Source organism: Edaphobacter dinghuensis, assembly GCF_014640335.1.
In the GTDB taxonomy this organism is placed as follows: Bacteria; Acidobacteriota; Terriglobia; order Terriglobales; family Acidobacteriaceae; genus Edaphobacter; species Edaphobacter dinghuensis.
Map to the genome: position 1 here is coordinate 894549 of NZ_BMGT01000001.1, position 20227 is coordinate 914775.

A 20227-nucleotide genomic window follows, 5' to 3' on the forward strand; every position below is an offset into this window, starting at 1 on the left:
TTAGAGGTACTGATTGATTCCGACAACGAGAATCTTCTGCGTGATGGCAACCTCATGCAGCATTGTGACGTGAACGACAGGTTGGATGGCGCCGATCTTGCCATCAAGCGCCTCAAATCGCTGGTCTACTGCCGCATCGTGTAGCTTGGCGAGATGTTCGGCCCAGGAGAACGCGGTTTTTTCGGCGCTTCCGATGATTGCCGCTAGCTGGCCGCCCTTGAAGTCCATGTTGACACCGATGACGTTAATGACCGAGCCCGCATAGAGTTGCAGGAACTGGTACTCGTCATGGTGCTCTGTTGTTTTAACGAAGTGCTCGGCAACGTCATGGAAGTAGGAGACAGGCTCCTGTAACATCTGGTTCGCTTTGTGCGCGACAGTATGCGCCGCGGTGTAAAGATCGTTTGTGGCTCCGATGATGGAACGGTGCAGATTTCCAAGCGTCGTCTGGGTAAAGTTGCTGATGACGTTCTCAACCTTGTTGCCGACGATCTTCTTCTGTTGATTTCCGCCGATCGTGTGCGTGCGGTTCTGCGTGATGCGCGTGCTTTCGTTGCCGTTCATCTGGCGGTCGCGGTCACCGGAGACAAGCAATGTGTCGACCCCGTTCGTTCCGGCCAGGGCACTCTGAGAAGTGATGCCACCGTAGCTTAAAGATCCGGCAGGCGGCAAGATATGGTCGGTGCCGGGGTCGCCGGTCACTCGCGGAGTTTGAACATCTGCATTGAAGACTGCCATACGTTATGCTCCCTTTTGGAATATGGTCAGAACCAGGGCTCGTTCGTAAAAGTCATACAGCGTCGGATGCGACGGCATAGTTAAAGATGATGGGTGCCAGGCGTTGAACGCCGTTACGTGCGTGTTCGAGCGGAGGCAGGCCCATACCAAGTTCAGCCCGTGATGGGATGCGCAGAACGGCGTCAGGGTTGGGTCGAAGCCACTCTCCTGTCGTGCTGTCGTAGACCCCCTCGGACGCCTGGATGATGGTGCCAGGTCGAAGGATGGCATGTTCGCCGATCCACAGTGAGCCGTATAAGCCGCAGTTGCCGCCAACAAGGACGCGGGTCTCAAGGATGATCGGCAGGGCGGGCTCGGGGAGGATAATACCGCCGATCATTGTGCCGCAACCCAGGACAACATGCTCGCCGATCTGCGCGCAGCTTCCGACGAGCACATGAGAATCGACGCGCACTCCTGATCCGAGCCAGGCACCGGCCTGAATTGTGGAAGGAGGCATGATGGAGACGCCGGGTGCCAGATAGCATCCCCGGCGAAGATGGCTGCCTGCGGGAACACGCGTCTCCAGCTCACGAGTCTCGCGCCAACCCAGCATGGTCATCTCGGTGCCAGGCAAGGGGCCGGTCTGGGTGGCGATGGTACCGCTGCTGCTGAGCGCGACGAGGGCCTGCTTGACCCAGCCTCGGACCATCCAGCCACCCGAAGGGTTTGGCTCGGCAACCCGCAGCTGGCCGTGTTCGATAGCGCAGAGGATCTCAATCAGAATGGCTTGACGTTCTATGGAATCTGCTTCGGCAGATTGAAAGAGATGGTAGCGATCGTAAAGCACATCTGCCCAGCTTGTGCTGGAGGTTGGCTCGGGATTGGAGGTATCGGGGGTCTGCCTCGGATCGGATGGCATCGTAAAAGGCTGCGCACTCATTTTAGGTTCCCTGAGCTGGTCGTCTTTGAAGCGAGTCTTTCGGCGTTTTGCCTGAGCTAAGTATAGCCTAGCCGGGAGTTGCGCCGATTTGTTTGTGAAATCCCAATCATTCATCTGTGAAACTTCGATCAATCGTTCTGACGGTTTCGAGGCGTTGAATTACTGCGGATTACTTCGATCCGACGGATTGTAGCCGGAGAGGACAGCGGCTCGGCCTGTTCGAAGCGGGGACAATAAACCCACCCTCTACAATCTTGAGATGGGCCTTGTGTTTCAAGTGGATAGAACGGATGCCGGCGGTGGTCGGCACGGACGGCTGGTGCTGCCGCATGGTGTGGTGGAGACGCCGGTGTTTATGCCGGTGGGGACGGCGGCGAGCGTCAAGACGGTCGAGCAGGGCGTGCTGGAGGAGACCGGCTCGGACGGTGTGGGGGCGCAGATCATTCTGGCGAATACGTATCATCTCTATCTGCGGCCGGGGCATGAGCTGATTGCGCGAATGGGTGGCGTGCACAGGTTTATGAGCTGGGAACGCCCGATGCTGACGGACTCGGGCGGGTTTCAGGTCTTCAGTCTGAGCAGTCTGCGCAAGGTGACACCGGATGGTGTGGAGTTTCGGTCGCATCTGGATGGGAGCAAGCACTTCTTTTCGCCGGAGCACTCGATGGATGTGCAGATTGCACTGGGCGCGGACGTGATGATGGTCTTCGACGAGTGCGTGGAGCATCCGGCGACGTATGAGCGCACGCGCGATTCGATGGCGCTGACGCATGCCTGGGCGCAGCGGTCGAAGGACCACTTTGAGACGAACAAGGAACGCGTGCCGTGGTTTGAGGAGCGCGGCGGGAAGACGCAGAGCTTGTTCGGCATTGTGCAGGGTGGCATGTATGCGGACCTGCGTAAGGAGAGCGCCGAGCGGCTGGTGGAGATGGAGCTGCCGGGATATGCCATTGGCGGCCTCGCGGTGGGCGAGCCGCGCGAGGTGACGCGCGAGATGATTGCGCGCACGCTGGAGTGGCTGCCAAAGGACAAGCCGCGTTATGTGATGGGCGTGGGTTATCCCGACGAGATCGAAGAGTATGCGCGGATGGGCGTGGACATGATGGACTGCGTGTTGCCGACGCGAGCCGGGCGGCATGGGTTGGTGTTCATGCGCGAGGAGGCTGGTGGGCCAGTAGTTCGGATGAACATCAAGCGCAAGGAGTATGCGGAGGATGCGCGGCCGATTGATGAGTCGTGCGGGTGCATGGTTTGCCGAAGGTACTCGCGGGCTTATCTGCGGCATCTGTTCGTGTCGGGCGAGGCGCTAGGGTTGACGCTGAACTCGGTGCACAATCTGGCTTTTTATCTGGATACCATGGCTCGGGTGCGGGGCGATCTGGCGGGGTGAAGGGCGGGAATGCGCTATGCTCGGCTTGATGAGGCGGGCGGCGATTGTCGGAGCGGGACCGAATGGTTTGAGCGCGGCGATTACTCTGGCCTGGGCTGGCGTGGCTACGACTGTCTTTGAGGTTGCGGAGACGGTGGGCGGTGCGGCGCGGACGGCGGAGCTTACGCTGCCGGGATTTCGGCATGATGTGGGGTCTTCGGTCTATCCGCTGGGCGTGGCGTCGCCTTTCTTTCGCGAGCTTCCGCTGGAGCAGTTTGGGCTGCGGTGGATTGAGCCTGCGGCGGCGATGGCGCATCCTTTGGACGATGGATCGGCGGTGATGCTGGAGCATAGCGTTGAGGCCACGGCGGCGGGGCTTGGACGTGATGGCGATACGTGGCGGCGGCTGATCGGGCCGCTGGTGGAGAGATGGCCGGAGTTGTGTGGCGAGATTCTTGGGCCGGTGGTGCATCTGCCACGGCATCCTTTGTTGCTAGGGCGATTTGGGTTGTTTGCGATGCTGCCTGCGACAGCGCTTGGTGGAATGCTGTTTCGTGGTGAACGGGCGCGGGCTTTGTTTGCTGGGTGCGCGGCGCACTCGATGAGGCCGCTGGAGAGTGCGGCGAGTTCGGCGGTGGGATTGGTGCTGGCGGCCGCTGGGCATGCGGTGGGGTGGCCGATTGTGGAGGGCGGAGCGCAGGCTTTGTCGGATGCGCTGGCGGCTTATCTTGTGAGTTTGGGCGGAGAGATTCGGACGGGGGTTCGCGTCTCGGACCTGCGCGAGTTGGGGGATGCGGATGCGATTTTGTGCGATGTTTCGCCGCGGCAGTTGCGGCAGATCGCCGGGCAGCAGCTGTCACCTGAGTATGCGGAGAAGATGGAGGGGTTTGCGTATGGGCCGGGTGCGTTCAAGATGGACTGGGCGTTGAGCGAGCCAATTCCGTGGCGGGCGAAGGAGTGTCTGCAAGCGGCTACGGTGCATGTGGGCGGGACGATGGAGGAGATTGCGGCGGCGGAGGATGCTCCGTGGCGCGGTGAGGCTGCTGCGCGGCCTTTTGTGCTGGTGGCGCAGCCTAGTCTGTTCGATGCGACGCGGGCTCCTGCGGGAAAGCATACGGCGTGGGCCTATTGCCATGTGCCGAATGGGTGGGAGGGGTCGGCGGTGGATGCGATTGAGGCGCAGATGGAGCGGTTTGCGCCGGGATTTCGTGAGTGCGTGCTGGCTCGGCATGCGATGGGGACGCAGGCGCTGGAGGAGTGGGACGCGAATCTGATCGGCGGCGATATTGGCGGCGGCGCGATGACGCTGGGGCAGATGGTGGCTCGGCCTGCGCTGTCGGCGTATCGAACGGGGACGAAGGGGCTGTATTTGTGCTCGGCTTCGACGCCGCCAGGCGGTGGGGTGCATGGGATGTGCGGACATCTGGCGGCGGTGCGGGCGCTGGAGGATTTGGGCTAGAGCTACTCCGAGGGCAGACGCAGGGTGGCGTGGTCTTGCTCGAGCTCGTGGCAGAGGGCTTCGACGACGAGGTTGTGGTCTTCGCGCTGGGGCAGGCCGGAGACGGTGACGGAGCCGATGATGCCCGCTCCGGCGACGTGGATGGGGAAGCTGCCGCCGTGGGTGGCGTAGTCGGCGTCGGACAGCGAGTATTTTTCGGCGAGCGTGGTGTTGTTGTGCCTGAGGTAGAGGCCGAGCTGGTAGGAGCTGCGGTGGAAGCGGGCTACGACGTTCGATTTGCGCTGCACCCAGCGGGCGTTGTCGGGCGTGGTGCCGTTGAGCGCGGTGTAGAAGAGCGGCTGGTAAGGCTGGCCGAAGCGGCGGATGTCGATGACGATGGAGTGGTCGCGAGTGATGGCGAGTCCGCGGAGGAAGAGGCCAAGACGCCAGGCGGTCTCTGCATCGAAGGCGGGAAAGACGAGCTCGGCTTCCTGCTGGGTAATGAGTGCGAGGTCTTCGTGAATGGCCATGGGTAAATTCCTTTTCGGCTGCGTCTGTCTTTCGGGCTTCGCGCTCTTTGGTAGCTTCGCGGCGATATACTCGCGGAACGAAAGTATTTGCAGCTTCAACCTTTTTACATGAGGAGGGTTATGTGGCCATGGAATTCATGCCGAGACGCAATCAGATCGTTCGTGGTGTCCTGTGGATTGCCGGAGCGGGGGCGTTGATGGTGGCGCTCTCGAGTGCAGCGCCAGCGCAGACCACCGATCCGCTTCATGCGTGGAATGCGGGCAGCGATCCCGCTTCGCTCGATGCGTGGGTGCATCAGCGACTGGCGGCGGCGCAGGCCGATATCGATAAGGTGACCTCGGTGCAGGGCGCGCACACGGTGGAGAACACTCTGCTGCCCTTTGACGATGCACAGAATGAGCTGGCGATCGCGGGCAATGAGGCTTACCTGATGTTTGCGGTGGGCGATGCGGCGGATCTGCGCAATAAGGGACAGGAGATGGTCGCGGCGGTCTCCACTGCGAGCACGGATTTGAGCCTGAACCAGAAGGTCTATCAGGCGCTGGCTGCTGTGCCGTTGCCTGCGAACGATGCGGCGACGAAGCATTATCTGGAGCGGACGTTGCTGGAGTATCGGCTCTCGGGCGTGGACAAGGATGATGCAACGCGGGCGAAGATTCGCCAGTTGCAGGACCGCATTACGCAGACGACGCTGGTCTTCGGCAGAAATATCGCCGACGATGTGCGCAAGGTGACGGCGACGAAGGAGCAGCTCGATGGTCTGCCCGCCGACTATATCGCGCGGCACAAGCCCGGTGCGGATGGCACGTATACGCTGACGACGGATTCGCCGGACAGCACGCCGGTGATGAGCTTTGCCAAGGATGCCGACCTGCGCAAGCGCATGTTCCTGGCTTACACGGAGCGGGCTTATCCGAAGAACGTTGCCGTGCTAAAGGACATTCTGGAGGCGCGGCAGGAGCTGGCGACCACGTTGGGCTATGCGACCTATGCCGATCTGGCGACGGCTGATCAGATGATCGGCTCGGCGAGTAATTTGAAGGCGTTTCTGAACCAGGTGGACGACGCTTCGAGGGACATCGGCAAGCGGGAGTATGGGTTGCTGCTGGAGTATGCGCAGAAGCAGCAGCCGGGGCTGACCAGCATCTCGGACGCAGATGCGGGTTACTGGTCGGAGCAGTACCGGCGCGCGAAGTATGACTTCGACGCGCAGAGCGTGCGGCCTTACTTTCCTTATGACGAGGTGCAGGCGGGAATTTTGAAGACGGCGGCGCGGCTGTTCCATGTGGAGTTCAGGCCGGTGACGGATGCGAAGACGTGGGATGCCTCGGTGGCGGTCTTCGATGTCTTCGATGCGGCAAAACCGGGGGCGGGAAAGAAGCTGGGCAGAATCTATCTCGACATGCATCCGCGCGAGGGCAAGGATAAGTGGTTCTCCAGTGCACCGCTGGTTCCGGGGATTCGTGGACGGCAGCTTCCTGAGGGTGCGCTGATCTGCAACTTCTCCGGCGGCACGGCGGGCGATCCGGGGCTGATGGAGTACAGCGAGGTGGTGACGTTCTTCCACGAGTTTGGCCACTTGATGCACCACGTTCTCGGCGGGCAGGGGCGCTGGTCGGGACAGGGCGGCTTCAACGTCGAGGGAGATTTTGTGGAGGCTCCGTCGCAGATGCTGGAGGAGATGTTCCGCGACAAGACGATCATCTCTTCGTTTGCGAAGGACTATAAGACCGGCGCGACGATTCCGGCGGACCTGTTTGAGCGGATGAATAGAGCCGATGCCTATGGGCGTGGGCGCTGGGTGCAGCGTCAGTTGCTGTACTCCAACTATGCGTTGCAGTTGCATGATCGTGCGCCAGCGGATGTGGACTTCGATGCACTGTTGCAGGAGGATACGAAGCGGTTTTCGCCGTTTACGTTTGTCGATGGCGACCGTATGTATACCAGCTTCACGCATCTGGCCGGATATGCTTCGAACTACTACACGTATGTGCTGGACAAGGTGATTGCGGTCGATTTCTTTGCGCAGTTCGACAAGGGCAATCTGCTGGATGGACCTACGGCGATGCACTATCGCAGGTCGGTGCTGGAGCCGGGTGCGACGAAGCCTGCTGCGGTGCTGGTGAAGGACTTTTTGGGGCGTCCGCAGAGTATTGATGCTTTGAAGAGCTGGATGATGGTGGAGTTTGAGACTTCGCCCAAGACGGAGGCAAAGAAGTAAGTGTGCCCTGCGCGGGCGGCGCCCACTTCGTGGGGTGTGTACCGGCTTCGCCTCGGGCCTCCCGATGGTCGGCGGTAATTTGGGTCACTGTGTGAGGGAATGATTCGAACAGTTCGAGCGACACAATATGTCACGGCGCTGCGCGAGGGTGGATCGCTGCCTGCGATTATCGAGGCGGACGATCTGGGTCTGTACGTGTTGAAGTTTCGCGGCGCGGGGCAAGGGCCGCTGGCGTTGGTGGCGGAGCTGGTTGCGGGCGAGATAGGCCGTGCGCTGGGGCTGCGGGTTCCGGAGCTGGTGCTGGTGGAGGTCGATGCCGCGCTGGGACGGAACGAGCCGGATGAGGAGATCCGCGACCTGCTGCGGGCTAGCGCCGGGTTGAATATGGCGCTGGATTATCTGCCGGGGTCGTCGATGTTCGATCCGGCGGCGGGAGATATGGCGGATGCTGTGACGGCATCGCTGGCGGTGTGGTTCGACGCGTTTGTGGCTAACGTGGACCGCACGCCGCGCAACGCGAACCTGCTGTGCTGGCACCGGGAGCTTTACTTCATCGACCATGGCGCGGCGCTGTACTTTCACCATGACTGGAAGAGCATGGCGGATAAGGCGGAGAATCCGTTCGCACAGGTGAAGCAGCATATCCTGCTGCCGTGGGCCAGTGCGCTTGCGGAGGCTGATGCTGTGGCGCATAAGCGGTTGAATCCGGAGGTCTTCGCGGCGATTCTGGAGGATGTGCCTGAGGCGTGGCTGCTGCCGGAGGCGAAGGATTTGAGTGCTGAGGAGAAGCGAGCGGTGTATCTCGACTTCTTCACGCGGCGGCTGAACGGTTCATCGAATTTTGTTGAGGAGGCGATCCGTGCCCGTGCCGAGCTCGTTTGATTACGCCGTCGTGCGTGTGGTGCCGCGCGTCGAGCGGGGAGAGTTTATCAATGCGGGCGTCATTGTCTTCTGCCTGGAGCATCGCTTTCTGGAGGCGCGGGTGCAGGTGGATGAGGCGCGGCTGAAGGCTCTGTGGCCGGAGATCGATATCGAACTGGTACGAAAGCACTTGGAGGCGATCCCGAAGATCTGCGCTGGCGATGTGTCGGCGGGCCCGATTGCGCGACTGAGCCAGCGCGAGCGGTTTCACTGGCTGGTCTCACCGCGCAGCACGATCATTCAGGTCTCACCGGTGCACACGGGGCTGTGCGAGGGGCAGGGGCAGACGCTGAGGCAGACGATAGACCAGCTTTCGCGGCGGCTGCTGGCTGGGTGAGCCTGATTTGGCGCGGGTGCGCAGGATGGCCGCCTTGACAGAGGCGTACGGTTACGCGATGCTTAGGGGCTAGGCACCCTTTATGGCCTGATAGCGAAGCCGCGTCGGTATGAGCGCTTCGGTTGCGCACGTTTCTAAACGGCGCAGGCTGCAATCTTTAAGCGGTGGAACGGAGTTTTACAGATGCTGGCAATGTGGTTGCAGAGTGCAGCAGGTGGATTCGGGCTGGGCAATTTAGGCGGACTGGCGTTGCCGATCCTGTTCTTTGTTGCGCTTTACTTTTTGATGATTGTGCCGAACCAGAGGAAGCAGAAAAAGTGGCAGAACATGTTGTCGGAGCTGAAGGCCGGCGACCGCGTCACCACCAATGGCGGCATCAAGGGAACGATTATCTCGGTGAAGGATGATGTTCTCGTCCTGCGCGTACAGCCGGACGGAGTGAAGCTGGAGTTCGCCAAGCAGGCCGTCGCTGCCGTGACGACCGATACCCCGGCAGCATAGAATTTGCAGGACATTCGACAAAGCATTTCAGCAAGCAGAGATTTAACCGTTAATTTACGGACGAGGAAGAAGTAAGGATGACGATGGCGGGGTAGCAACTTGGCTCTGCCAGCCGCACCTTCAATAAAGATCATGAGCAAGAATCTGACCGCTAAGGCGGCATTCATCGTAGGGATATTGTTGGTCTTCGTCTTCGGCTTCCTTGGCATACCGCATGGTGGCCTGAAGCAGTCGATTCTGAGGCATATCAATTTAGGGCTCGACCTCAAGGGCGGCGTCCACCTTGTGTTGCAGGTGCACGTTGCCGAGGCGCTGACCTCGGCGACCGATCATGATGTCGCACGGCTCGAAGCTGATCTGCAGAAGGCCGGCATCACTGGAACGACGGTGGGCAAGACCGATCCGCAGAACCCCGAGACCATTGTTGTCAGCGGAATTCCATCGACCCGGCTCGCCGATGCGCGTGGCGTCATGGAAGGCACAGACTACAGCAGCTATGACGTAGCTACCAACGCGACGGGCAATACGACGCTGACGATGAAGCAGTCGGCTATTGCCGACCTGTACACGCGAACGCTCAATACGTCGATCGACACCATTCGCGAGCGCATCGACAAGCTGGGCGTGACCGAACCTCAGATTCAGAAGTATGGTCTTGGCGAGAATGAGATCCTCGTCGAGCTGCCCGGCGTCAAAGATCCCGCCGAGGTAGAAGACGTCATTCAATCGACGGCCAAGCTCTCGATTCATGCGGTGGTGGGCGGCCCCTACGGCACCGACGCCGACGCTCTGCAGGCGAATAACGGAGTCATTCCGCCTGACTCCATGCTGGTGCACGGCGTAGGCTCTGCCGGAATGCCTGATCAGGTCTGGCTGCTGAAGCGCACCAGCGAGGTGGAAGGTACTGACTTCCGCGACGCGCAGCCCTCGACCGACCAGAACGGGCGACCGAACATTCGCTTCACCCTGACGACCGAAGCAGGCGACCGCTTCTACAAGTACACCTCGACGCACAGCAAGAGCAGCTCGACTCCGGGCTCCATGGCGATCGTGCTCGATAACAAAGTGCGCGAGGTTGCCGGAATTGACAGCGCCATCCGCGATAACGGCGAGATTACGGGTGGCTTTACCAAACAGCAGGCATCGGACCTCTCTCTAATGTTGCGCACGGGCGCGCTGCCTGCGTCGATCTCTTATCTCGAGACGCGTGTCGTTGGACCGAGCCTCGGTGCGGCCTCTATTCGCCAGGGCGTCATCGCAGCCGTCGCCGGCATGCTGGCGGTCATGATCTTCATGCTGATCTACTACAAGGGTGCGGGCATCAACGCCGACCTTGCGTTGATCCTCAACCTGGTCATCCTGCTGGGCTTTATGGGATTTGCCGGGGCTACGCTTACGCTGCCGGGCATCGCGGGCGTCATCCTGACCATCGGTATGGGCGTCGACTCGAACGTGCTGATCTTCGAGCGTATCCGCGAAGAGCTGCGCAACGGCAAGAGTACGCCGGTTGCGGTGCAGCAGGGCTTTGCCCATGCATGGACCACTATTTTCGATACTCACGTTACGACCATCGTGTCGGCGGCTATCCTGTTCCTGTTCGGATCGGGACCGGTGCAGGGATTTGCTGTGACGCTGGTATTCGGTCTTCTGGCCAACCTGTTTACGGCGGTCTATGTGTCGCGAGTGATCTTCGACGCGGTTCTCGAAAGAAAAGAACGCGGCGCATCGTTGTCGATTTAGCTCGCGGCGCTGTCGATTTAGAAAGTTAATGGCTGGAAGCTAGCAGTCAAAGAGGTTAAAGAGCGTGGAACTGTTTCATAATCCGAATATCGACTGGCTCGGGAAGAAGTGGTATTTCCTCGGGTTTTCACTGATTTTTTCGATCGCCGGCATTCTCAGCCTGGCGTTCTGGCACCACATTCCGCTGGGCGTCGACTTCAAGGGCGGAACGCAGATCCGGGTCGACTTTACCCAGATGCCGAACGAAGAGCATGTCCGTCACGCGATGGACCAGGCCGGCGTCCGCGATTTCACTATTCAGCGTGTCAGCGATCCCAGCGGTCACGCAGCCAACAAGGTCATCATCGCGCTGCCCGAGTCTACTGCATCCGACACGGCGCACGATGCTGGACGCGAGGCGGTCGAGAATGCACTGTCGGCCAACTATCATGACTCCGGCTTCACCATCGAGCAGGTACAGATTGTAGGCCCCACCGCAGGCAAGCAGCTGCAAGAGCAAGCAATCCAGGCAACCCTTTACTCGCTGCTGGGAATGCTGATTTACCTGTGGTTCCGCTTCGAGCTGATCTATGGCGTGGCGGCGGTTGCGGCGGTCTTTCACGACACGCTGATCACCATCGGCGCCTTCAGTTTGACGAACAAAGAAATTACGCTTACCGTTATCGCTGCAATCCTCACCCTGATCGGTTACTCGATGAACGACACGATCGTCGTCTTCGACCGCATCCGCGAGAACCTCGCACTCTCGCGGAGAGAACCTTTGGCCGACCTGGTGAATCGCAGCATCAATCAGACCCTGAGCAGGACCGTCATCTCGTCGGGCCTGACCTTTCTGACGGTTCTTTGTTTGTATCTGTTTGGCGGCGAAGTGTTGAACGGATTTTCCTTCGCACTCGTCGTAGGTATTTTGATTGGAACGTACTCCTCCATTGCTGTGGCGGCACCGATGCTGGTGGCGTACCAGGAGTGGCGGTCAAAGCGGGGCAAGACAGCCGTTCTGCCAGCGGCAAAGAGGGCCAGAACGTAGGCCGTTTGGGTGGCTTTCCGGGGTGTGACCTCATCCGGGAACAAATCCTGACGGGGTGGTGTCTAAAGAAGATAGCTCTTCTTCACAGTAAAGAGGCTGCATATTATGTTTGAAGATTCAATTATCGAGTCCGGTGGAAAGATCAAGAGCAAATCCAAGTATTGGATGATTGTTACGCTCGTCTTCAATGCTTTGATCGTTGCGACCATGATCCTGATTCCGCTGCTATATCCTGATGCGCTGCCGCATACCGCGTTGACGGCCATGTTGACGGCTCCGCCGCCACCGCCGCCACCGCCGCCACCGCCACCGCCGCAGCAGATCGTAAAACCGATCAAGATGGTGTCGGAGATCGATCAGGGCCTTCATGCTCCGACCAAGATTCCCAAGGACATCAAGATGCTGAAGGAAGAGGCTGCGCCTCCGCAGGTAGCCGGTGTCGCCGGTATGAGCGGCATGGGTAGCGGAAGCGGCGTCCCCGGCGGTGTCATGGGAGGCATTGGAAGCGCGCCGACCCCAGTGGTGCGCGTCGAGAAGCCGAAGGGCCCGGTTCGGGTCTCCAGCGGTGTTGTCGCGGGTTCGAAGATTGGCGGGGTCAACCCGACGTATCCTCCGATCGCTCGCGCAGCGCATGTATCCGGTACGGTTGTTCTGCACGCCATCATCTCCAAGACGGGAACCATTACCAACTTGACGGTGATCAGTGGGCCGGAGATGTTGCGTGCCAGCGCGGTCGATGCCGTTCGCACCTGGCGTTACAAGCCATACATCTTGAATGGCGAGCCCACGGAGGTTGATACCACCGTGTCCGTCAACTTCAATATGGGCGGTTAGAACAACCTTTGCAGGCTCTGCGTCGTCTATCCGTGAGCCTCCCTGAAGCTTCATCGCACGTTCGGGGGATTCACGGGTCAAGCTTCAGAAGAATAGATTTACACCAGGAGGAAACATCCAAGTGATTCTCGCTCATCTCACAAATTTCGCTCACGTACCGACTTCCCTCGGCCTCTTTTTTGATGATGCCCAGGTCAGCTTCAGCGTCCTCGGCCTCTGGGCCAACATGGGTTGGCTGGCGCGTTGCGTCGTCATCATTCTCTTCATCATGTCGATCTGGTCGCTGGCTGTCATCATCGATCGCGCTCTGTACTTCTCCGCCGCCCGCAAGCAGTCCCGCGAGTTCGCGCCGAAGGTTGCCGGTGCGTTGAAGGATGGCCGTCTCGACGAGGCAATCAAGGTTGCTGACCGCTCCAAGAAGTCGCACCTCGCAGAGGTTGTCACGGCCGGTCTGCAGGAGTTCCGCAGCTTCGGTTCCGGCGGCAACATCACCGAGCAGCAGGTTGAGAGCTCCAAGCGCGCCCTCGAGCGCTCTGAGGCGATCGTTCATGCCAAGCTGAAGCGCGGCCTCGGTGGTCTGGCGACCATCGGTTCGACCGCACCGTTCATCGGACTGTTCGGAACCGTCGTCGGTATCTTGAACGCGTTCCAACAGATCGCAACCCAGAAGACCTCCGGTATCGGCGCAGTCGCCGGCGGTATCTCGGAAGCCCTGGTAACGACCGCTATGGGTCTGCTCGTCGCCATCCCCGCCGTTATGACGTTCAACTACTTCACTGGTAAGGTGGAAGCGTTCGACGTCGAGATGGACAACAGCTCCAGCGAACTCGTTGACTACTTCATCAAGCAGAGCCACCGCTAAGCTGTAAGCCGTAAAGACAACAGGCAAGGCAACAAACCTGCGAGAATCATGCCTCAGTCGAGGCCCTTCGGACGCCGCCAGCGAACGGCGTCCGAAGGGCGGAGTGCTACCGCAGGGATCGCCGAGAAATAGCAAAGCCGGACACACCGGACGGAGCCGACGTTATGAGCATCAATAAGCGGGATGAAGGCAAGAAGGTCAACTCAAACATCAACGTGACGCCCATGGTGGACGTGATGTTGGTGCTGCTGATCATCTTCATGGTTATCACCCCCATGCTGAACAACAAGGTCAATGTAGATCTGCCGACTGCCGCTTCGGCAATCGTGATGGATAACGCCAACAAGGAAGATGCGATCACCGTGGCGATCACGCGAGATGGCAGGACGTTCCTCGGCGCCGACCAGGTCACCGATGATGATCTTGGCACCAAGATTTCGAATTTGCTCCAGAACAAGACCGACAAAGAGGTCTATATGCGTGCGGATCAGCGCGCTAACTACGGTAAGGTCATGGACGCGATCGATGGTATCCGTGCAGCTGGTGTCAACCAGTTGGGTCTTCTCACCGAGAAGACTGATAACGAAACAAACGTAATGACGGGCCAATAGTGCCCGTTGCAGGACGGCGGACTCGAAAAAGATCGAGCAGCCGGAGCAGACAAGGAGATTTGCTATGGGAATGAGCGCTGGAACTTCGGGCGGATCGGTTTCCGAGATCAATGTAACCCCGCTTATCGACGTTCTTCTGGTATTGCTGATTATCTTCATGGTCATTGTGCCGGTAACCCCCAAGGGCTTGCAGACACTGGTGCCTCAGCCGCCCAAGAACAAGACGCAAGACCAGCCGAATGATCGCACGATCGTGGTTCAGGTCATGGCGAACGGTGCAGGAGCTCCGTCCTATCAGATCAATGAGACCCCCTTCAATAAGTCACAGCTGGAGCCAAAGCTGGAAGAGATCTTTGCGACCCGCCAGGAAAAGGTAATGTTCATCAAGGGCGACAAGGACCTTGATTTCTCCAAGATTGCAGAGGTCGTTGACTTCGGTCATCAGGCCGGCGTAGACAACATCGGCATCATCACCCCAAGGATTGCGGCGGGCCAGTGATCGGCTCGCACTAAATTGCGGGCGCGGGCGGTGGCTACCTTGGCTACCGCCCGTTGCTTGTCTTATCAAAAATCTGTTTCGCAGGACAAACGATGCGTCCTCTAGCCACGCTGGGGCGTATAACATTACAATCAAGCGGGCAAGCTGAAGAATTCGATTTATCAATTTTTTTGTCCCAGAGATCAACGCGCCTATTTGAAGGAGACGATACACCCCATGAAATTAACCGCACGGATTCCGGTTACTGCAGCTTTGCTGGCGCTGCTGCTTGGTTCTGTAACTGGATGCAACCGCCTGAAGGCACGCGACCAGCTCACCAAGGGTGTACAGGCGTTTAAGAACGCTCAATACGAAGAGGCTGTCAACCACTTTCAGAACTCTATCGCGCTCGACCCGAACTACGAGGACGCGAAGCTGTATCTCGCCACCGCATACTCCTATCAGGTGGTGCCGAACCTCGACACGCCGGAGAACATCGCGATTGCCCAAAAGGCCCTCGATGGGTTTAATGCCGTTCTCGCCAAGGATCCGAACGATCTGACCGCGCTCAGACAGGTCGCTTCGATTAACCGCAACATCAAGCGGTTTGAGCCGGCCAAAGAGTACGAAAAGAAGGTCATTGCTATCGATCCAAACGATGCTGAAGCGTATTACACCATCGGCGTTGTGGACTGGATGCAGGCGTACAAGAACATGATCACAATCCTTGCGGCTGACGGTCTTACGGACGATGCCAATGGCAACGTGAAGAAGAGCAAGGCAGCCTGCCAGAAGATGAAGGACCAGAACACGGACCTCGTCACCGATGGCTTGCAGAACTTGCATAAGGCTGTCGACATTAACCCAACCTACGACGAGGCGATGTCCTACCTCAACCTGACCAATCGCATCAAGGCGCAGATGGAGTGCGGCGACGATGCAGCGCGCAAGGCCGATCTGGCCGAGGCCGACGACTGGAACAACAAGGCGTTGGGTGCTCGCAAGATCAACGAGAAGAAGAAGGAAGCAAAGACCCCTGGTGGAGTCACCATGTAGTCGCTGTCTTCCTCATCCGGAAGCATCAGAAAGGCCTCCCATCATGGGAGGCCTTTCTCTTTGCAGACGACTCTACGCAGCAATGCCTTCTAGGGTAAAATTGCCGCTTGCGACGGACCATACAAAAAGTCCTGATTGCGAATCGCGGCGAGATCGCGCTGCGGGTGATTCGCGCCTGCCACGAGATGGGGTTGCGGACGGTGGCCGTCTACTCCGATGCCGATCGCGCGGCGCTGCATGCACTTCATGCCGACGAGGTGTACCGTCTGGGGCCAGCGCCAGCGTCTGAGAGCTATCTTCGCGGCGACGTCATCCTCGATGTCGCGCGGCGGTCCGGAGCCGATGCCATTCATCCCGGTTATGGGTTCCTCTCGGAGAGCGCCGAGTTTGCCGAGGCCTGTGCCTCTGCGGATGTGATCTTTATTGGGCCGCCAGCCAGTGCCATGCGACTGCTGGGCTCGAAGACCAGAGCGCGACAGGCTGCCGATGCAGTAGCGATGCCGCGTGTGCCCGGCAGCGTTACCGGGCTGACCTCTCCGCAGGAAGCGCTGCGGGTCGCCGCGGAGATCGGCTATCCGGTGATGCTCAAGGCTGCTGCGGGCGGCGGTGGCAAGGGGATGCGTGCGATCTCAGCGCCCGAAGATCTGGCTGCGGCTTATGTGGCGGCCAGTAGTGAGGCTGAGCGCAGCTTCGGCTCGGGTGAGGTCTACCTTGAGAAGCTCATCGAGCGGCCCCGACATATAGAGATTCAGCTGATGGCTGACGAGCACGGCAGTTGCCTCTACCTGGGAGAGCGCGAGTGCTCGGTGCAGCGGCGGCACCAGAAGGTCATTGAAGAGGCTCCGTCCGCAGTGGTCAGCGATGACCTTCGCCGACATATGGGCGAGGCAGCAGTGCGGCTGGCGCTTTCGGCGGGGTACGTCAATGCAGGTACGGTCGAGTTTCTAGTCGATAGCGCGGAGAACTTCTACTTCCTCGAGATGAACACCCGCCTGCAGGTCGAGCATCCAGTTACAGAGCTGGTCACTGGACTTGATCTGGTACGGATGCAGATCATGGTTGCCATGGGCGAGCCGCTGAATCTGCGGCAGGAGCAGGTAAAGCTACGCGGCCACGCCGTCGAGTGCCGCATCTACGCTGAAGACCCCGAGAACAATTTCTTTCCGTCGCCCGGCCTGATTACGCGGCTGGTGCAGCCTGGCGGACCGGGTATCCGCGAGGACTGCGGAGTCTATGCCGGATGGACGGTGCCGCTTGAGTACGACCCGATGCTCTCGAAGCTGGTGGCCTTTGCCGAGACGCGCGAGATGGCCATTGATCGAATGCTGCGGGCGCTCGATGAGTATTCGATTGGCGGTATCAAGACGAACATCGGTCTCTTCCGCCGAATCCTCCAGAATGCGGACTTTCGCGCAGCGCGCATCGATACCGGCTATCTGGAAAGATTGCTGGCATACGCGGCACCGGTTGATTCGGCAATGGTTCCAGAGGATGTCATAGCGATTGCCGCCGTCTTGCTGAGCACATCGGCGGAAAAGTCGCTTGTATCGCCTTCGACAATAGGCAGTACTCCAGTCAGCAAATGGCTCGCCGCAGCGCGACAGGAGGGAATGCGTTCGTGACTGTCTGGCTCGAAGTGGAAGGGAAAAAACGCCGAGTCGAGCTGCTGCCAGTCGAGTTTGACGGTGGAACAGAGCGTGCCGTCGAGTGCGTGGTGGATGGCAGCGCCATCACCGCGAATGCATGCATGTTGCAGCCCGGGGTGATGTCGCTGGTGATCGAGGGACGGCAGTATCGCTGCGTCCTCGATGGGAACGGTGTGATAATCGGAGGCAGACGGTTTGCATTCGAGAGAGAGGATCCTCGTTCGTTGCAGGGGCGGCGCAGCGCGGGAGGGGGCGCCACCGGGCCGCGGGCCGTCAAAGCGCCTATGCCGGGGCGCGTGGTGCGGGTACTGGTGAAGGCAGGCGACGAGGTGGCAGAGCAGCAGGGAGTCGTCGTGATCGAGGCGATGAAGATGCAGAACGAGCTGAAATCTCCCAAGGCTGGAAGGGTGGCCCGGGTGGCGATCGCGGTGGGTGACGCGGTCGGTGCGGGTGACGTCTTGGCGATGGTCGAGTAGGCGGGTGATCAACTTTTCCTGGTCGCGGAAGAGGAGGAAATAAAGCAGATGGGTGAGTTCCGGCACATTTAAGCGGCGAATCCTCATGCCAACTGCGATCTTCGGCGCTACAATTCCCTCGAACAAAAATCTTGCCGATTGAGGGTGGCCTTATGAGCGATGTTGCCGTAGCGACTGAAGGGCAGGCGTCAGGACCGGGGTTAACTCAGGTGGAGCGAGTGGTTGATACGTTTATCGCTCCTTCCAAGACATTTAACGACATTTTGCGAAACCGGAGTTGGTGGCTTCCCTTTCTACTGATCGTGGTGATCTCGTGGGGAGTAACACTTGCGGTCACCTCTCAGGTCGGGTGGGAACGGGTCGTCGAAAACCAGATCCAGGCCAGCCCCAAGCAGCAGGACGCGCTAGCGAGCCTGACCCCGGAGCAACGTGCGGCCCGCGTGCACGGTATGAGCATCGGGTATAAATACACCTCCTATGCCTTCCCGGTATTGGTGCTGCTCTTCTCGGCGATCGCCGCGCTGGGACTCTGGGCAACGTTCAACTTCGGCCTCGGTGCGCGCACCACCTTCGGCGAGATGTTCTGTCTGTGGATGTACTGCGGTCTGCCGAAGCTCATTATCGGGCTGCTGACGATCCTGATGCTCTACGTCGGTGGCAACGCGGAAAGCTACGACTTGAAGAACCCGGTCGGAACCAATCTCGGCTACTACTTTCCTGACGCGGGCGCGGGGCTGAAAGCGGCGCTTGGCTTCTTCGACATAATTGGCATCTGGTCGCTAATTTTGCTGATCCTGGGGACGTCGATTGTCGCAAAGGTAAGCCGCGGTAAGGCAGCGGCCGCAATCATCGGATGGTGGGTATTGATCCTCATCATCAGCGCAGCCGCGGCGGCAGCTTTCAACTAAAAGCTCCCACGTCTGAATAAGCCGATCCGGTCACACGTAACCGGTTCGGTGTCTCTGCTGGGTTTTACAAAAGGCGATGCGTTTCAACGCAACCGTCTACGTACCTCATCCCGCACCAGATACAGAAAAAAAACCAGCGAGAACATGCCGCGAATCAGGAAGAAGCCGCTGTGGGTCTTCTCAAAGAAGAAGAAGTCCCCGGTAAACAGCATGACGCATCCTGCCAGCACCAGCGCCCATCCCCACCGGCGCATTCGCAGCAAACCGAAGATGCCTGCTACCAGCAGCGTGCAAAGTGCCAACACGCCATACTTCGCCAAGCCCATGCCAAAGGTGTTGCGCAGTGCGCCAAACACGTTCATCAGCGTCAGGAACAACATAAACAGGCAGATGCCGGCCACTCCCGGCAGCATCTGCCCTACAACAGCCTTGCGTTCGTCCGCCATCGCTTCTGCTCCTATTCTCTAAAGCGTATGCAGATAGGCCAGCAGATCGTCGAGATCCTGCTGGTCCATCTGATTTCCCACCGCAGGCATCAGGCCGTGTCCATGCATAATAGTCGCGGTCACGCGGTCGTCATTGGCCGGGGCGCCACTCGGCAGATAGGGCTTTTTGTAGACACCCAGCAGCGAAGGCCCGTGCAGTGCGGCATCGCGGCGGTCATAGTGGCAAGCTCCGCAGTGTGTTTCGAATAGAGCGTGGCCATGCATCTGCTGCTCGTTCAACTGCGAGAGCGGCGTTGGCGGAGGCACCGACTTACACCCTGCCAGCGCACAAGCCAGCATCAGCAAAAAACAAGCTCGAACCATAGATTTATTCTCTCATCCGTCATCGCCCTACCTATGTACCGACTGCGCCAGCAGCACCACGCCAATGCCAGCCAAACCCACATAGACATAGCGCAGAAACGTGTCTCCATGCAGGCGATGGTTCACCACGCGACCCAGCCAGATTGCAGGCAGCAGCACCGGCAGGCTCAGCAGATAGTAGTGCGTCACCGCTGGAACCCAAAGTCCCGCCAGCCAGTATCCGGCCATGCCGATGACGCTTGCGGGAAGAAAATACCCCTGTAACGTGGCGCGAAAGTGTTGTGCAGACCATCGCCGCATCGCTCCATAGATCACCAGCGGAGGTCCGTTCATCCCGTAGGCTCCGCCAAATACACCGGCGACGAAGCCGCAGCCCAGCAGCCACGCCTTGCTGTCGTGCTTTAACTCAGGTGGCTTGCTGCCCAGCAGCGAATACGCGGCGAAGGCCATGATGAAGATCGCCAGCGCGATCCTCACCGCCTGCTGGTGGCTGCTGGTCAGGAGTAATAGGCCGACGGGAATGCCGAATAGAGTCGCCCCCACCAGCCAGCCGGTACTGCGTAGATGAATCTTGCGCCAGTCCTGCACGACGACCACCGCGGCAATCGTAATCGACACCAGCACGGCCAGCGGCGCTGCGACTTTAAGCGGAATAAAAAGCGCCAGCAGCGGAACAGCGAACAGCGCCTCGCCAAACCCGAACGCCGACCGGATGAACGTAGCCAGAAACACCACAACCAGCACCTGTAAGGTAGCAACATCCATCATCTGGTCAACACATCGGCGTTCCACGCAAGAGACA

22 protein-coding genes are annotated in these 20227 nt (G+C 59.4%); 16 read left to right on the top strand and 6 right to left on the bottom strand.

Features of this window, described 5'->3' with window-relative positions; all coding sequences use genetic code 11:
* Positions 1-738 (bottom strand): hypothetical protein, encoded by a 738-nt coding sequence (locus IEW09_RS03610; RefSeq protein ID WP_188552766.1) that lies wholly within the window; start codon positions 736-738, stop codon positions 1-3.
* A 52-nt stretch (positions 739-790) separates the two neighbouring features.
* The gene (locus IEW09_RS03615) at positions 791-1660 is read right to left on the bottom strand and encodes a 2,3,4,5-tetrahydropyridine-2,6-dicarboxylate N-succinyltransferase (RefSeq protein WP_188552767.1); all 870 of its coding nucleotides are present in this window, start codon (positions 1658-1660) and stop codon (positions 791-793) included.
* A 259-nt stretch (positions 1661-1919) separates the two neighbouring features.
* Between IEW09_RS03615 and tgt the strand changes: the two genes are divergently transcribed.
* Complete coding sequence (tgt, locus tag IEW09_RS03620; protein ID WP_188552768.1) at positions 1920-3050, top strand: tRNA guanosine(34) transglycosylase Tgt; 1131 nt, start codon at positions 1920-1922, stop codon at positions 3048-3050.
* Between the two features lie 16 nt (positions 3051-3066).
* Entirely contained in the window at positions 3067-4488 is a 1422-nt protein-coding gene (locus IEW09_RS03625) for a phytoene desaturase family protein (RefSeq protein WP_229739053.1), read from the top strand.
* Between the two features lie 2 nt (positions 4489-4490).
* Here the strand turns inward: IEW09_RS03625 and IEW09_RS03630 are convergent, their stop codons facing one another.
* A complete protein-coding gene (locus IEW09_RS03630; protein ID WP_188552769.1) occupies positions 4491-4997 on the bottom strand; it encodes a heme-degrading domain-containing protein in 507 nt (168 codons plus the stop codon).
* A gap of 137 nt (positions 4998-5134) precedes the next feature.
* Here IEW09_RS03630 and IEW09_RS03635 point away from each other — a divergent pair, with 137 nt between their 5' ends.
* The 14 genes from IEW09_RS03635 to IEW09_RS03700 all read left to right on the top strand — a co-directional run bounded on the left by IEW09_RS03635 (position 5135) and on the right by IEW09_RS03700 (position 18616).
* Positions 5135-7219 (top strand): M3 family metallopeptidase, encoded by a 2085-nt coding sequence (locus IEW09_RS03635; RefSeq protein ID WP_188552770.1) that lies wholly within the window; start codon positions 5135-5137, stop codon positions 7217-7219.
* Between the two features lie 99 nt (positions 7220-7318).
* Positions 7319-8101, top strand: a complete 783-nt coding sequence (locus IEW09_RS03640; protein WP_188552771.1) for a HipA family kinase — start codon at positions 7319-7321, stop codon at positions 8099-8101.
* Positions 8085-8477 carry a DUF3037 domain-containing protein gene (locus IEW09_RS03645; RefSeq protein ID WP_229739054.1) on the top strand — a complete coding sequence of 131 codons (393 nt, stop codon included), beginning with the start codon at positions 8085-8087 and terminating at the stop codon, positions 8475-8477. Before IEW09_RS03640 ends, IEW09_RS03645 begins: the two co-directional genes overlap by 17 nt.
* 183 nt (positions 8478-8660) lie before the next feature.
* A complete protein-coding gene (gene yajC, locus IEW09_RS03650) occupies positions 8661-8978 on the top strand; it encodes a preprotein translocase subunit YajC (RefSeq protein ID WP_188552772.1) in 318 nt (105 codons plus the stop codon).
* A 132-nt stretch (positions 8979-9110) separates the two neighbouring features.
* Positions 9111-10718, top strand: coding sequence for a protein translocase subunit SecD (gene secD / locus IEW09_RS03655; protein WP_188552773.1), 1608 nt, complete (start codon positions 9111-9113; stop codon positions 10716-10718).
* A gap of 64 nt (positions 10719-10782) precedes the next feature.
* Positions 10783-11745 (top strand): protein translocase subunit SecF, encoded by a 963-nt coding sequence (gene secF, locus IEW09_RS03660; RefSeq protein ID WP_188552774.1) that lies wholly within the window; start codon positions 10783-10785, stop codon positions 11743-11745.
* 105 nt (positions 11746-11850) lie between these two features.
* Positions 11851-12579, top strand: coding sequence for an energy transducer TonB (locus IEW09_RS03665; RefSeq protein ID WP_188552775.1), 729 nt, complete (start codon positions 11851-11853; stop codon positions 12577-12579).
* Positions 12580-12700: 121 nt separating this feature from the next.
* On the top strand, positions 12701-13441 hold the full coding sequence (locus tag IEW09_RS03670) for a MotA/TolQ/ExbB proton channel family protein (RefSeq protein ID WP_188552776.1): 741 nt from the start codon (positions 12701-12703) through the stop codon (positions 13439-13441).
* A 164-nt stretch (positions 13442-13605) separates the two neighbouring features.
* On the top strand, positions 13606-14052 hold the full coding sequence (locus IEW09_RS03675; RefSeq protein ID WP_188552777.1) for an ExbD/TolR family protein: 447 nt from the start codon (positions 13606-13608) through the stop codon (positions 14050-14052).
* 64 nt (positions 14053-14116) lie between these two features.
* Entirely contained in the window at positions 14117-14551 is a 435-nt protein-coding gene (locus tag IEW09_RS03680) for an ExbD/TolR family protein (RefSeq protein ID WP_188552778.1), read from the top strand.
* A 216-nt stretch (positions 14552-14767) separates the two neighbouring features.
* Entirely contained in the window at positions 14768-15586 is an 819-nt protein-coding gene (locus tag IEW09_RS03685) for a tetratricopeptide repeat protein (RefSeq protein ID WP_188552779.1), read from the top strand.
* Between the two features lie 107 nt (positions 15587-15693).
* Positions 15694-17208 carry an acetyl-CoA carboxylase biotin carboxylase subunit gene (locus tag IEW09_RS03690; protein WP_188552780.1) on the top strand — a complete coding sequence of 505 codons (1515 nt, stop codon included), beginning with the start codon at positions 15694-15696 and terminating at the stop codon, positions 17206-17208.
* A complete protein-coding gene (locus IEW09_RS18820) occupies positions 17169-17708 on the top strand; it encodes an acyl-CoA carboxylase biotin carboxyl carrier protein subunit (protein ID WP_188552781.1) in 540 nt (179 codons plus the stop codon). Before IEW09_RS03690 ends, IEW09_RS18820 begins: the two co-directional genes overlap by 40 nt.
* A 152-nt stretch (positions 17709-17860) precedes the next feature.
* The gene (locus IEW09_RS03700) at positions 17861-18616 is read left to right on the top strand and encodes a Yip1 family protein (protein ID WP_188552782.1); all 756 of its coding nucleotides are present in this window, start codon (positions 17861-17863) and stop codon (positions 18614-18616) included.
* A gap of 83 nt (positions 18617-18699) precedes the next feature.
* On the opposite strand, the gene IEW09_RS03705 is transcribed toward IEW09_RS03700, so the two are convergent.
* The 3 genes from IEW09_RS03705 to IEW09_RS03715 are packed head-to-tail and all read right to left on the bottom strand — an operon-like array spanning position 18700 to position 20217.
* On the bottom strand, positions 18700-19062 hold the full coding sequence (locus tag IEW09_RS03705; RefSeq protein ID WP_188552783.1) for a hypothetical protein: 363 nt from the start codon (positions 19060-19062) through the stop codon (positions 18700-18702).
* Between the two features lie 18 nt (positions 19063-19080).
* A complete protein-coding gene (locus tag IEW09_RS03710) occupies positions 19081-19425 on the bottom strand; it encodes a c-type cytochrome (protein ID WP_188552784.1) in 345 nt (114 codons plus the stop codon).
* Positions 19426-19452: 27 nt separating this feature from the next.
* The gene (locus IEW09_RS03715) at positions 19453-20217 is read right to left on the bottom strand and encodes a sulfite exporter TauE/SafE family protein (protein ID WP_229739055.1); all 765 of its coding nucleotides are present in this window, start codon (positions 20215-20217) and stop codon (positions 19453-19455) included.
* Positions 20218-20227 lie beyond the last annotated feature (10 nt).

Bases quoted from the DNA above. Each gene is read 5' to 3' on its own strand.
- IEW09_RS03635 (WP_188552770.1), top strand. From the start codon at position 5,135: ATGCCGAGACGCAATCAGATCGTTCGTGGTGTCCTGTGGATTGCCGGA.
- IEW09_RS03665 (WP_188552775.1), top strand. From the start codon at position 11,851: ATGTTTGAAGATTCAATTATCGAGTCCGGTGGAAAGATCAAGAGCAAA.
- IEW09_RS03710 (WP_188552784.1), bottom strand. From the start codon at position 19,425: ATGGTTCGAGCTTGTTTTTTGCTGATGCTGGCTTGTGCGCTGGCAGGG.
- secD (WP_188552773.1), top strand. From the start codon at position 9,111: ATGAGCAAGAATCTGACCGCTAAGGCGGCATTCATCGTAGGGATATTG.
- IEW09_RS03610 (WP_188552766.1), bottom strand. From the start codon at position 738: ATGGCAGTCTTCAATGCAGATGTTCAAACTCCGCGAGTGACCGGCGAC.
- IEW09_RS03675 (WP_188552777.1), top strand. From the start codon at position 13,606: ATGAGCATCAATAAGCGGGATGAAGGCAAGAAGGTCAACTCAAACATC.
- tgt (WP_188552768.1), top strand. From the start codon at position 1,920: ATGGGCCTTGTGTTTCAAGTGGATAGAACGGATGCCGGCGGTGGTCGG.
- IEW09_RS03705 (WP_188552783.1), bottom strand. From the start codon at position 19,062: ATGGCGGACGAACGCAAGGCTGTTGTAGGGCAGATGCTGCCGGGAGTG.
- IEW09_RS03615 (WP_188552767.1), bottom strand. From the start codon at position 1,660: ATGAGTGCGCAGCCTTTTACGATGCCATCCGATCCGAGGCAGACCCCC.
- IEW09_RS03700 (WP_188552782.1), top strand. From the start codon at position 17,861: ATGAGCGATGTTGCCGTAGCGACTGAAGGGCAGGCGTCAGGACCGGGG.
- IEW09_RS03630 (WP_188552769.1), bottom strand. From the start codon at position 4,997: ATGGCCATTCACGAAGACCTCGCACTCATTACCCAGCAGGAAGCCGAG.
- IEW09_RS03625 (WP_229739053.1), top strand. From the start codon at position 3,067: ATGCTCGGCTTGATGAGGCGGGCGGCGATTGTCGGAGCGGGACCGAAT.
- IEW09_RS03680 (WP_188552778.1), top strand. From the start codon at position 14,117: ATGGGAATGAGCGCTGGAACTTCGGGCGGATCGGTTTCCGAGATCAAT.
- IEW09_RS03640 (WP_188552771.1), top strand. From the start codon at position 7,319: ATGATTCGAACAGTTCGAGCGACACAATATGTCACGGCGCTGCGCGAG.
- yajC (WP_188552772.1), top strand. From the start codon at position 8,661: ATGCTGGCAATGTGGTTGCAGAGTGCAGCAGGTGGATTCGGGCTGGGC.
- IEW09_RS18820 (WP_188552781.1), top strand. From the start codon at position 17,169: ATGGCTCGCCGCAGCGCGACAGGAGGGAATGCGTTCGTGACTGTCTGG.
- IEW09_RS03685 (WP_188552779.1), top strand. From the start codon at position 14,768: ATGAAATTAACCGCACGGATTCCGGTTACTGCAGCTTTGCTGGCGCTG.